General features: G+C 52.7%; 16 protein-coding genes. All 16 read left to right on the forward strand.

The window, feature by feature from the left end; all coding sequences use genetic code 11:
* The first annotated feature begins 296 nt into the window (after nucleotides 1–296).
* The 16 genes from ABLX76_RS06580 to ABLX76_RS06655 all read left to right on the forward strand — a co-directional run bounded on the left by ABLX76_RS06580 (nucleotide 297) and on the right by ABLX76_RS06655 (nucleotide 12,231).
* The gene (locus tag ABLX76_RS06580; RefSeq protein ID WP_004184480.1) at nucleotides 297–542 is read left to right on the forward strand and encodes a DUF2560 family protein; all 246 of its coding nucleotides are present in this window, start codon (nucleotides 297–299) and stop codon (nucleotides 540–542) included.
* 558 nt (nucleotides 543–1,100) lie between these two features.
* The gene (locus ABLX76_RS06585) at nucleotides 1,101–2,096 is read left to right on the forward strand and encodes a terminase small subunit (protein WP_072413054.1); all 996 of its coding nucleotides are present in this window, start codon (nucleotides 1,101–1,103) and stop codon (nucleotides 2,094–2,096) included.
* On the forward strand, nucleotides 2,074–3,378 hold the full coding sequence (locus ABLX76_RS06590) for a terminase family protein (RefSeq protein ID WP_072045687.1): 1,305 nt from the start codon (nucleotides 2,074–2,076) through the stop codon (nucleotides 3,376–3,378). The genes ABLX76_RS06585 and ABLX76_RS06590 overlap by 23 nt, the downstream gene beginning before the upstream one ends.
* Before the next feature lie 4 nt (nucleotides 3,379–3,382).
* Entirely contained in the window at nucleotides 3,383–4,807 is a 1,425-nt protein-coding gene (locus ABLX76_RS06595; RefSeq protein ID WP_072413055.1) for a DUF4055 domain-containing protein, read from the forward strand.
* Complete coding sequence (locus ABLX76_RS06600) at nucleotides 4,791–5,903, forward strand: phage minor head protein (RefSeq protein WP_072413056.1); 1,113 nt, start codon at nucleotides 4,791–4,793, stop codon at nucleotides 5,901–5,903. Before ABLX76_RS06595 ends, ABLX76_RS06600 begins: the two co-directional genes overlap by 17 nt.
* A 176-nt stretch (nucleotides 5,904–6,079) precedes the next feature.
* A complete protein-coding gene (locus ABLX76_RS06605; RefSeq protein WP_089849715.1) occupies nucleotides 6,080–6,319 on the forward strand; it encodes a hypothetical protein in 240 nt (79 codons plus the stop codon).
* Between the two features lie 119 nt (nucleotides 6,320–6,438).
* Nucleotides 6,439–7,203, forward strand: coding sequence for a DUF6651 domain-containing protein (locus ABLX76_RS06610; RefSeq protein ID WP_012967904.1), 765 nt, complete (start codon nucleotides 6,439–6,441; stop codon nucleotides 7,201–7,203).
* A gap of 87 nt (nucleotides 7,204–7,290) precedes the next feature.
* Entirely contained in the window at nucleotides 7,291–8,427 is a 1,137-nt protein-coding gene (locus ABLX76_RS06615; RefSeq protein ID WP_004184463.1) for a P22 phage major capsid protein family protein, read from the forward strand.
* A 39-nt stretch (nucleotides 8,428–8,466) separates the two neighbouring features.
* Nucleotides 8,467–8,679: a hypothetical protein gene (locus ABLX76_RS06620; RefSeq protein WP_072413058.1), complete on the forward strand. Its 213-nt coding sequence runs from the start codon at nucleotides 8,467–8,469 to the stop codon at nucleotides 8,677–8,679.
* A 3-nt stretch (nucleotides 8,680–8,682) separates the two neighbouring features.
* Nucleotides 8,683–9,093, forward strand: a complete 411-nt coding sequence (locus tag ABLX76_RS06625; protein WP_072413059.1) for a protein singed — start codon at nucleotides 8,683–8,685, stop codon at nucleotides 9,091–9,093.
* Nucleotide 9,094: 1 nt separating this feature from the next.
* A complete protein-coding gene (locus tag ABLX76_RS06630) occupies nucleotides 9,095–9,478 on the forward strand; it encodes a glutamate 5-kinase (RefSeq protein WP_072413060.1) in 384 nt (127 codons plus the stop codon).
* A gap of 1 nt (nucleotide 9,479) precedes the next feature.
* Nucleotides 9,480–10,031, forward strand: a complete 552-nt coding sequence (locus ABLX76_RS06635; protein WP_040182780.1) for a hypothetical protein — start codon at nucleotides 9,480–9,482, stop codon at nucleotides 10,029–10,031.
* Nucleotides 10,028–10,420, forward strand: coding sequence for a phage tail terminator-like protein (locus ABLX76_RS06640; RefSeq protein WP_004146196.1), 393 nt, complete (start codon nucleotides 10,028–10,030; stop codon nucleotides 10,418–10,420). The genes ABLX76_RS06635 and ABLX76_RS06640 overlap by 4 nt, the downstream gene beginning before the upstream one ends.
* Before the next feature lie 23 nt (nucleotides 10,421–10,443).
* A complete protein-coding gene (locus ABLX76_RS06645) occupies nucleotides 10,444–11,376 on the forward strand; it encodes a phage tail tube protein (protein ID WP_072413061.1) in 933 nt (310 codons plus the stop codon).
* Nucleotides 11,377–11,413: 37 nt separating this feature from the next.
* A complete protein-coding gene (locus tag ABLX76_RS06650; RefSeq protein ID WP_040182785.1) occupies nucleotides 11,414–11,896 on the forward strand; it encodes a hypothetical protein in 483 nt (160 codons plus the stop codon).
* Nucleotides 11,897–12,063: 167 nt separating this feature from the next.
* Complete coding sequence (locus ABLX76_RS06655) at nucleotides 12,064–12,231, forward strand: hypothetical protein (protein ID WP_074188304.1); 168 nt, start codon at nucleotides 12,064–12,066, stop codon at nucleotides 12,229–12,231.
* The last annotated feature ends 14 nt before the right edge of the window (nucleotides 12,232–12,245 follow it).

Raw genomic sequence — 12,245 nt, forward strand, 5'->3', positions numbered from 1 at the left:
TTTGTTTAGTATGTGGCCTGTCCTTATTGTACTTCTTGTCGTGATATCTTGCGCCTTTTACGGTGTATTGATGCATAAAACTGCAATTTGTTGTTTTCTGTCAGCTATGTTCCTTGGTGTCGCAGGCTGGTTTTATGGATGATCACCATAAGCTCTAATATGAGTCACTTTTTAGTATAAAGTCAGGGTGTCATTGCTTTACCTGGCTTGTAGCGTTGGTTCCCTAAAGTTTGACGATAAAAGGCCCTGTTAATACAGGGCCTTTCTGTATGTATTATTTATCAAAGAGGTAAGACATGTCAGAGATCACCGCATCTGAGCAAATCCGCCTGGATATTATCAAGAAAGTGAATTACGACACTGCAGCGGCGAAGTTAGCCATTGACTGGGTAGGCGACAGCTATCTGAAGTCTGAGCTATTCGCTGACTCTTTCGATCGTGTTTTCACGGAAAGTGAGATTGTCTCGAAGACCCGTAAGGCAATCCAGGAAGCGACCGAAGCGCTGGCGCTGTTTGATACTGCCGCTGAGCAGGTCAGCTAAGGCATTACAGCAGGCGTTCATAGAGTGCATGTGATAATGACCATCAGACAAATCGTCTGAGCTGACAGTTCAATCAATCACCAATTACCAGTTACACGGGGTAACTGACATCATTGTCTGTTTATCCCGGTGAATTTTGAAATACTTACTACTCTCATAACGTCTCTGCCTGCCAACACCAGAACGGCAGAGGTCAGTTAGCCGTATAGATGAACCTCTCCCGGGTGGCTCCTGAGAGATTCTTTATACGCTAGCTGGTAGTAACTAAAGGCCGCATATTTTTGCGGCCTTTTTCATCATTTGTAAAATGAAAGCCCTCAGGCGATTAACGATGCTCAGGACCATGGAAGTGATCTCCACCATGTCCGCCTCCATGGGGACCAGGGGGAAGGATACATCCTGAAAGTGACAGCGCACCACAGATCACAAAAACAGCAAGCATAATTCTTTTCATAATAACTCCTGAACTAAAGAGCCTTAATTCCAAAACATAAAAGTGAATATTTTATGGAGAATCAGTAATTCCTTTTTCTCCCTCACGTTAAATAGGAATAATCCATGGCAAAACCGGACTGGGGCGAGCTTCAGCAACGGTTCCTGTCCGATCATGCCGCAACCGGCGTATCACCGAAGGATTGGTGTGAAGCGCAGGGACTGAATTACGCTACTGCCCGCCGATACATCAAGAAACCCACTGCGCAAAAACCTGCGCAGAAGAAATTGCGCACTGCGCAAAAGGAAAAGTGCGCAGAAGAGCTGGTGGATGATGATGGCCTCACCGATCAACAACGTTTATTTGTCGCGGAATACCTGAAGGACAACAACGCCACACAGGCCGCTATCCGTGTCGGGTACAGCAAGAAGACAGCGAATGAACAGGGAGCAAGGCTGTTAGCAAAAGTTAGTATTGCGCAGGCCATTGCGCAGCAGCAGAAAGCATCCATTGTGCGCACGCTTGGCAGCGCTGATGAAGTGCTTGAGCAGATGTGGCGCCTGGCCACCTTCGATGCCAACCAGCTATCGCAGTATCGTCGCGGAAGCTGTCGTTACTGCTGGGGCTTCGGTCACCAGTATCAATGGCGTGACGCTGTTGAGTACGAAGAGAAGCGACTCGAAGCGCTTGAGCGAAAACGTCGAGAGCCTTTGGATGATGGCGGCTACGGTTACGACCACACCAGCGCACCTAACCCGGAATGCCCCCGCTGCAATGGTGATGGTGTAGGCCAGCCTTTCTTCGCCGATACGCGTAAGCTGGCGCCGGATGCTGCGCTTGCCTATTCCGGTGTGAAGCTTGGGAAGAATGGCGTAGAGATTACCGCTATTAGTCGCGAGCGAATGTACGAGGCGGTGATGAAACGGCTCGGCCTGGCTGATAGCGAGTTCGCCCAGCGTCTGCAGCTGATTGAAATTGAGCGCCGGCAGCTGGAGGTCGAAAAATTACGCAAAGAGCTGGCTGCTGATCCGGAGGATGACGAACCAACGCCAGTTGCAATCAATATCAACGTAGTCGATGCACGAGTGAGGGAAGAGGATGGCGATAGCACCGACGCTTAACATCCCTCAGGCCAAATTCCTTGCAATGCAGTACAAGTTTAAGGCCTATGTGGCCGGGTTTGGTTCCGGTAAGACGTGGGTCGGTTGTGGTGGAATCTGCAAAGGGATGTGGGAACACCCCAAAATCAACCAGGGTTACTTTGCGCCAACGTATCCGCAGATCCGTGACATCTTTTATCCCACTGTTGAGGAGGTGGCCCACGACTGGGGGCTGAATGTCAAAATCAACGAGGGAAACAAAGAGGTTCACTTCTACGCCGGGCGCCAGTATCGCGGAACGACGATTTGCCGCTCGATGGAGAAACCGCAAACCATCGTTGGTTTTAAAATCGGTAATGCGCTGATTGATGAGCTGGACGTAATGCCCGCCAAAAAGGCGCAGTTAGCCTGGCGAAAAATCATTGCCCGTATGCGTTACAACGTGGCCGGTCTTCGTAACGGGATCGACGTCACCACGACACCGGAAGGCTTTAAATTCGTTTATCAGCAGTTCGCAAAGGCTGTACGCGATAAGCCTTCGCTCTCAACGCTCTACGGCCTGGTGCAGGCATCGACGTTCGACAACGAAAAGAATCTGCCGCCGGACTATATCCCGTCGCTGATGGAGTCATACCCGCCGGAGCTGATCAAGGCTTATCTCCGTGGCCAGTTCACCAACCTGACCAGCGGGACGATTTACCATCAGTTTGACCGTAAGCTGAATAACTGCAGGGAGGAAGAGCAACCCGGTGAGCCCCTGTATATCGGTATGGATTTCAACGTCGGGAAGATGGCCGGGATTGTTCATGTATTACGTCTGGGGCTTCCATTTGCGGTTAATGAAATCGTGAAGGCTTACGACACCCCTGACATGATCCGCATCATCAAAGAACGGTTCTGGCTGTACGACGGCAACGATTATCGCAAGGTGCGGGAAATCTATATTTACCCGGACGCTTCCGGCGATTCCCGCAAATCCAGCAATGCCAGCGCCACGGATATCGCTCAGCTTAAGCAGGCCGGCTTCAATGTGGTTGTTAATGCATCAAACCCGCCAGTGAAAGACCGCATCAACGCGATGAATGCCATGTTCTGCAATGGTAACGGTGAACGTCGCTACAAAGTGAATGTAAAGCGGTGCCCGGTGTACACAGAATCGCTTGAGCAACAGGTTTGGGGCGAAAACGGTGAGCCGGATAAAACGGCGGATAACGATCACCCCAACGATGCCGGTGGGTATTTCATTGTGAAGCAATTCCCGATCATCAAACCGACTGGAAAAGTCACCCAACTGCGGATGTAAAACCATGCCTGATATTTCAACGCCCAACCTCGACTATAACGACATGGTTGAGGCATGGGATATTAATGATGCGCTGATGGGCGGTACGCTGGAAATGCGCCGGCAGGGTAGGAAGTATCTCCCGAAATGGCCGAACGAAGATCCTGAAAGTTATAAGGAGCGTTTGGCTTCGGCAACGTTACTCCCTGCCTATGAAGAGGCCATTAAACAAAACATCGGGCGAGTGTTTGCTGAGCCGACGGTATTGAGTGAGGATTCTCCTGAACAAATACGGGAGCTGTCGCCAGATATTGATATGGAAGGAAACCGGCTCGATGTCTGGGCGCAGCAGTTTTTCAGCATCGGATTCCAGTATGGTCTGGTACATGCGCTGGTGGATTTCCCGAAAATTGACCGGGAGGCAGTAAAAACTAAAGCCGACGAAAAAGCCGCGGGATCCCGCCCGTATGCCACGATGTTAAATCCTCGCCAGGTCATCGGCTGGAAATCGAAAGTGGATAAAGGGAAAGTGGTGTTGACCGATCTGCGTATCAGAGAGGTCATCATTATTGATGGCGATGATTACGGGCAAACGAAAGTTGAGCAAATACGCCATATCATGCCGGGCAAGGTTGAAATTTATCGCCGAAATAAAGGTGATAACGGCGAAAGCCAGTGGAAGATTCACGACGAGTGGGAAACCAGTCGCGATGACATTCCCCTGGTGACGCTTTACACGAAACGCACAGGCTTTATGCGCGGTTCACCGCCACTGCTTAATCTCGCCTTACTGAATATCAAGCACTGGCAGAGTCAGAGTGAACAGGACAACATCCTTCATGTCGCTCGCGTGCCGTTGCTGGTGGCTTACGGTCTGGCTGATGGCGAAACGTTGACGATAGGTTCTTCCTCTGCGACTCGTTTCGATGACCGCCAGCGGCAGGGACTGGAATATGTCGAGCATACCGGGGCTGCGATTGAAGCCGGTAAGATTTCCCTTGAGGATCTGGAAAACCAGATGCGTCAGGCCGGCGCAAAACTGCTGCGCGCGGAAAACACATCGACTAAATCCTTAGATCAGACTCACGAAGAGCGGATGCAGGAGAATTCACCTCTCTACACCATGGCAAGCTCGCTTGAGGATGCGCTCGATAATATCCTGCAGATTATGGCGGAATGGCTGGGCGAGAAAGAAGGCGGCAATGTTGATGTACGCACCGAACTGGATGTTTCAGCCCAGACGTTTGATGCCGCAGCTGCAACAGCTGTTCAGTCGCTCCGTCAGGGTGGTGATATACGTCAGGTCGATGCTGTTCGCGTTTTGCAGGCCCTCAAATTTATCGATCCGGACGCGAAGCCCGAAGAAGTAATCGACGAGTTGCGGAATCAGCAGGTCACGCTGGCCGGCGGACTGAGTAACCCGGGTGGTGCATATGGCAACGGCGAATGACAAGCTTCAGGATGAATCGATAGCGCATGCGATATGGATAGCGCGGTACAGCACCAGCGTTGCAAACAGGATGATAAAAATCCTGAATGACAGTGATGCGGAACTGACAGCCAGATTGCTGGTGGCGATGGATAGCCTGGATGCTGACAGCTTTACCGTGTCGCGACTGGAAGCGTTGCTCGTTAGTGTCAGAGCTCTCAATCGCGAGGCTGTTCAGTCAATGTACGCGGGACTATCTGATGAGCTGCAGCAACTCGCTCAGTACGAAGCAGGCTTTCAGCTGAGCCTGTTCCAGTTTGCGATCCCCGATGATGTGCTATCGCTTCACCCGCTGGTGGGCATTTCACCGGATGCCGTTTACGCAACTGCGATGGCACAGCCGTTTCAGGGGCGCCTGCTTTCGGAGTGGGCAGATAACCTTGAAGCTGACAGGATGGCAAGAATTTCCAATACAGTGCGGCAGGGTTTTCTCCTGGGCGATACGCATGAGCAAATCGCCAGAAAGGTCCGAGGTCATGCTAACCGTGGTTATCAGGATGGCGCGCTGCAGATGAGCCGAACCAATGCCAGCAGTATTGCAAAAACGGCTGTGGGGCATCTTGCTTCTACGGCCAGGAAAAGCTTTGCAGATGCGAATGATGACATTTTGAAGGGTAAGCAGTGGTTATCCACTTTGGATAACCGTACATCAAAAGACTGTCGGATTCGCGACCGCCTCAAGTACACACTCGATAACAAGCCGATCGGCCATAAGGTGCCGTATCTGCAGGGACCCGGGAAAATCCATTTCTGCTGCCGCAGCGTCGAAACTTACATCCTGAAATCGTCTGATGAGCTGGGTATTGCTGTTGGGCAAGTATCAGATAGCTCGCGCGCCAGCATGGACGGGCAGGTGCCTTCGGATACCGATTATCAGGGCTGGTTCTCGCGCCAGTCGTTCACGCGACAGACCCAGATTGTTGGCGTAACCCGGGCCCGGCTGATTCGTGACGGCGGCATGTCGCCCGATGAGTTCTACAACGACAGGGGCGAGTGGCTGACGCTTGACCAATTGCGCAACCGTGACGCGCAGGCGTTTAAGGATGCCAGAGTGTGATAGGGTAAATTCGTGGTGAATGCAGGATGCTGACCTGCGCGCCAAAGCGTCCCGTGAGAAACGGGCAAGCCGGAAACCAGACTCACCTCGGTGAGTCCCCGCCGTTCTGAAGAATCAGAATGCCGTGGCAGCACCGGCCACCACACTTGCTTATGATCGATCAGGAGACCTTTAGCATGAAGATTTTCTTAAAAGGCGGGCCTCGAGATGGTGAGTCCGTACCCCTTCACACGGATGACTACGGAGTGCCATTAGAGCGAGTGCAATTTCCTCAGCCTGTTTCTGATGCATCCCCATTGTTTAATAACGGATTTGATGCCTGTGATCTCGAACAGGATATTCTGATATATACGCTAGAAAGGATAGTAATAGACGGGAAACTGCATCACTACGAATACCGCTATCAAGGTCGCTAAGGCGGCCTTTTTTTATTATCTAAATTTCACAACAGGCTGCCTCCGGGCGGCCTTTTTTATTGCCGTGATCCGGATGGTGAGCGGTGCAACGGTCGGATGGCCCACAAAAAGGTAACCACATGAAACTGAAAACAGTCGAAGTTAACGGCAAAAGCTATGCAGAAGTCGATTCCAGCGGTTTACCCGTCTACGTCCACGATGACGGCCAGGAAGTTGGGTTTGATGCTGTGCAGGCCGTTGGAAAAATCTCTTCTCTGAACGGTGAGGCGAAATCTCATCGTGAAGCCAAAGAAGCAGCTGAAGCCAGCCTGGCTAAGTTTGCCAAAATCGGTGATCCGGCTAAGGCGCTCGAAGCGCTGGAGATGATGACTAAAATCGACCAGAAAAAACTGATCGACGCAGGCGCGGTTGATCAGGTTAAAGCGGATATCACCAAATCCTTCCAGGCGCAGCTTGATGAAGCTACTCAGCGTGCGACGACTCTTGAAGGCCAGCTTTATCAGGAAATGATCGGCGGCCGTTTCTCTGGCTCGAAATTCATCGCAGATAAAGTGGCAATCCCGGCAGATATGCTTCAGGCGCGGTTCGGTCAGTCCTTCAAAGTCGAGGACGGGAAAGTCGTTGCCTATGACGGCTCCGGCAACAAAATTTATTCCCGCTCTAAACCGGGCGAGCTAGCGGCCTTTGATGAGGCGCTGGAGTTCCTGGTGGAGCAGTACCCACAGAAAGACCACATTCTGAAGGCCAGCGGCAACCAGGGAGGCGGCTCACGGCAGTCTCAGCATTCACTCGGGCAGAAAACGATGAAACGCGATGCGTTTACCAGTTTGAGTCCAACAGATCAGCAATCAACTCTCAAAGACGGTATCACCATCGTCGATTAATTCTTTGCCCGCCGCCGGATGGCTGCTGGTGCCAGAGCTGGATAGCTCAACCAACCCTATATTTTAATCTCCAAGGAATCTATACACATGGCTAATACGCTTACCGGGTTGATCCCGACTATCTTCACGGCTCTGGATACCGTATCTCGCGAACAGGTCGGTTTTATCCCGGCTGTATCGCGCAATGCTAAAGCTGATGCGGCGGCGAAGGACCAGACTGTTACTGCGCCGGTTGCGCCACCGGCAACCACTGTTGATATTACCCCGGGGGCTACTGCGCCAAATGACGGCGACCAAACGATCGGCACCGTTGATGTCAAAATCACCAAATCCAAAATGGCCCCGGTCAAATGGAACGGTGAGGAACAACTGGCGCTGGGGCCCGCAGGGACATACAACACCATCCTTGCCGATCAGTTTAAACAGGCTTTTCGCGCGCTGGCTAATGAGATGGATGCAGATCTCGCGGCTTTGTATTTCGCATCCTCTCGTGCTGTTGGTACGGCCGGCACCGCTCCTTTCGGAATTGCAGGTGATTTGTCGGATGCGGCAAATGCGCGCCAGGTTCTCTCTGACAACGGTTCGCCGACAACTGATCTGCAGATGGTTCTCGGTTCTTCGGCTATCGCAAACCTCCGCGGTAAACAGTCTGTTCTGTTCAAAGTAAACGAATCCGGTACTGATGCGCTTCTGCGCGAAGGTATCGTGGGGCGACTGGAAGGTTTCAATATCCACGAATCCGCACATGTTAAGAAACGCGCTGCATCTCCGGCTGCCGGATACCTGGTGAATGGAGCAAAAGCTGAAGGCGATATTCTGATTGCGATTGATACCGGTACAGGTGCTTTTGCAGCGGGTGACATCGTGACGTTTGACGGGGACAGCAATAAATACCTTGTTGCTGCTGCGACGGCCACAGCAATCACCCTGGCTGCTCCTGGCTTACGTCAGGCACTGGCCGACAACACCGCTATTACCGCTGGTGGCGCCTACACCGCAAACATGGCGTTTGATCGTAATGCATTCCTGCTTGCATCCCGAACCCCGGCAATGCCGCAGGGCGGCGATACTGCGGATGATGTGATGAACGTTACTGACCCCGTATCTGGCATTACTTACCAGGTAGCACTGTACCGCCAGTATCGCCAGGTGCGTTACGAAGTCGGTTTGTCCTGGGGCGTAGCGGCAGTTAAGTCGGCGCACTCAGCGTTGTTGCTGGGCTGATAAACAGGGGCTTCGGCCCCTTTTTTTAGTGGAGGGCTAATGGCCGGATTAACAAAAGAGCAGCGCGCCCAACGAGCTGCTGAGCAAACTGCGTCTACGCAGGCTGATAACAACGAACCCGTATCGACCACATCGCAACTGGTGGTGATGGTTACCGATTTCCCGGCATTCCCGGGTGCGCCCAATACCGCCAACGTTCACCCTGATGAAGTGGAGAATTGGAAGGCGCACGGCTGGAAAGAAATGGAGTGATACATGATCACTTTCATCACCGTTGAAGTTGTCAATTCGATTCTCGGTGCCACCTGGACAGATGAAAGCAAAAAAGCCAAATCTGTGCTGATGGCCAATACCTGGATGAATGGACTTAACCTGAAACTGCCGTGCGATAAGACAACTCACGAAATCATCATTCCTGACGATGTGAAACAAGCTGGCGCCTATGCGGCGCTGTCGGCGGCAAATGGCGGGCTGTATCAGCAGAAAACTGATTCGGGGGTATTGCTGAGTAAGGCGGTTGACGCTGACGACGTTTCTGTTTCAAAGACCTTCGCAGAACTCGGTACCAACAGTTCGGCATTGCTTGATTCGGACCTGCAGCTGGCGCTGGCCATGCTTAAGCCCTATGGCGTTAGTCAGTCAAAGGTGCGGCTGGTGAGGGGGTGATATGGGCATTCGTGACGAGTTGCAGACCGAGGTCGCCGCAGCATTCGATACCGATCTGCAGGATGCGGTCAACGAGTTTGCCGGAAGCTACACCGTTCGAGGTGCCTGGGATCCTGTGACGGAAACCGGCACTGAAACGCAGGTGACTTACTCGGGGCGTGGAGTACTGGCGCGTTATAAACTGCGCCGTATCGATGGCGTTAACATTCTGCATGGTGATGTGAAGCTAACCGCCCTGGTTAACGAGGTGACTGATAAGCCGGCCGTCGGGCATATCATCATCGCACCGGATCCGATTACGGGTGCGCTTCAGCATTACGACATCATAACCGCTTCTGCCGACTCTGCTGGCGCTGCGTACTCCATTCAACTGCGGAGGGTGTGATATGGCTAAGGGCTGGAACATTGACCCGGCGGCATTCGCCGGGCTGGTGGCCGAAGATGTCAAACTACGCCAGCGGACAATCGCCATTCAACTGCTGAATGAAATTGTTCAACGTTCGCCGGTAGGAAACCCGGAGCTGTGGGCCATCAACGCGACCGCGGTTCAATACAACAAAGCGGTAGGTGAATGGAACGAATCTCTTTATGCCGATCCTGCTAACCTGACCAAAACCGGAAGGCTCAGGAAGAAAGTCCGTGTTAATGACAGCATGGATATCAGGCGGCCGGCTGAGTATCGCGCAGGAACCTTCAGGGCATCGCATTTTGTCAGCATCGGCGAACCCGATCACTCCGTCCCGACCGAACCGGATCCGCGCGGGGCAATGACGTTTCTTAATGGCAAAAATATTATTGACCAGGCGCCAGCCTACTCGGTGATTTACATCCAGTCGAACCTGCCTTACTCCGTGCCTCTGGAGAATGGCCACTCAACACAGGCGCCGACAGGCGTCTATGCCGTCTCGTTTAATGGCGTGATTCAGGCCTACAAATGACCTTTACAGAAATCAGAAACGCTGTCATTTCCCGAATGGCGGCACAGACCGCTATTGCCTCTGATGCGGTGGATTATCCCAATGGCCCGGTATTTGACCCCAGTAACCGCGATATCTGGGCCCGCCTAACCAACATTGCTGGGCAGGCTGGCGCAACCGAGATCGGGGACGGGCCGGTAGTCCATAGGACGGGCTTACTCATCATTCAGCTGTTTGTTCCGGTCGGTTCCGGGACGTTGCTTATCTCCCGAACGGCCGATCAGCTAACGGAGCTATTCGAGTTTAAGGACGACGGAAAGCTGAGTTATTTCGCCGTTTCTGCTGTGCCGGCAGGTGAGACCGATGGCTGGTTACAGCTCAATCTTCAAATTCCTTATCGCGCTCTGTAGCGCACAAAAAACAGGAGGCTCCTGTGAGCTCAGGTGCAAAAGTAGTAGCCGCGTTTATTCGCGAGACAACGCCAGGAATCACGCCAACAGCAGGGGCGTGGAACCTGCTGCGTCGTTCTTCATTTGGTCTGAAACCAACGCAGAACACCAATGACAATGACGAAATCGCTGGTGACCGCATGGCGCAGGGTGTTTCACGCGGCACAGTGGATGTCGGCGGCGATGTCGGCACGCGGTTTCGCTGGAACCAGCATGATGATTTTCTTGCCAGCTGCTTCGGTTCCGAATGGGTAAATAACGTGCTGACGATGGGTAATGGTCGCATTACGTTCTCCGTGGCGACTTTTGCCAGTGATGTGGGGATCGCCCAGATTGCCCGCGGTTGCCAGGTTGGCACCTTCCAGATGGAAATCCCGGCCGATGGTGATATCACTGCAACCATTACGTTTGCAGGGCTGGACTGGGAGACGAAGGGGGACGATACCAGCTATTTCACCGCGCCGGTGGATTTAGCGGGGGCGCTGCGTTACTCCTTCAAAGAGGTCACGAACATCCGGCTAAATGGTGTTGATGGCGGGACAGGCTTCTGCGTCGACACCTTTAACATTCAGTTCAACAACAATATGCAGACTCAGCGCTGCATCGGTACCGGTTCGGCGTTCGCCGGCGCAAACATTCCGACAACCTTTACCCCGTCAGGTCAAATCACGCTGTCATGGTCAAAGGCTGCCTGGGAGGTTTACAAAAAAACGTTCACCGGCGAAACGGTGCCGTTTAGCTTCACGCTGGAGAATGCTGAAGGCGCCTATACCTTCGATTTCCCGGAAGTGCAGATCTCCGGCGACTGGCCGGATGCGGGGAGCACTGACATTGTTCAGGTTCAGCTGGATATCACCGCGGCCAATACGCCGCCAACTATTACCCGCGTTCCTGCCACTTCTGGCGGTGGTGATTAACATTGGCCCTCTTTGGAGGGTTTTTTATGGAGTTTTTATGCTGATTGTTACCCCGAAAATTGATTTAAATGGCGAGCGCTGGTTTTATCCCTACAAAAAGCCAGAAGGCAGCAAAAAGGAATTCTCGCCGGAAGAAGAATCGCTGTTCAAACTTCGCCTGCTGGTGGCCAGCAGCGAGAATCCGCAATATCGCTCTCGTAACGCGCTGGTGCGTCGCCACATCGATAAGATGGACGCAGGTTATAAGGTGGGGACAACGGATTTTAATCTCGCCAGCGTGGACGATATCGACTCTGTTGATGACCTGCTGATCGATAACGCCGCTCGGTTCCTGCTGAAAGGCTGGGAGGGAGTAGGTCAGTTAGTCGACGGCATAGAGGTTGCTCTCGACTACACCCCAGAACTTGGGGCCGCCATGCTGAAACAGCACCCGGCGCTATACTGGCTGATACTGGCTGAGGCGGCAAACATTGCTCAGGGTAAGGAGCAGCAGACTCAGGAAACCGTAAAAAAGCTATAGAGGCCCAAAAGTGGCTAAAGGAATTCGCCGGCGAACAGGGCGAGAAAGCAAAGTGGCGCAGGGAGAAGCTAAATCTCCCGCCCATTCCAGAGCCTGAAATCGATGCAGTCACTGGAGAGATCCTCAACGCTTACGCCATGATATCGCGCGGCAGAAAGTATGCCGGCATGGCCGGAGTGCCGCTCCCTCTATCCCTGAACGATATTGAGCTTTACCTGGCATCGCGCACCATCCTGATCGACCGCATTGAGTTTGATGCAGCAATACTGGCCCTTGATGATGTCTGGAGGGCTGAGTGGGCGGAAGAGCAAAAAAGGCGGGCGATAGTGAAATAGCCTTATCATTGTTT

Source organism: Klebsiella sp. JB_Kp004 (genome assembly GCF_040065795.1).
Classification (GTDB): Bacteria; Pseudomonadota; Gammaproteobacteria; order Enterobacterales; family Enterobacteriaceae; genus Klebsiella; species Klebsiella quasipneumoniae.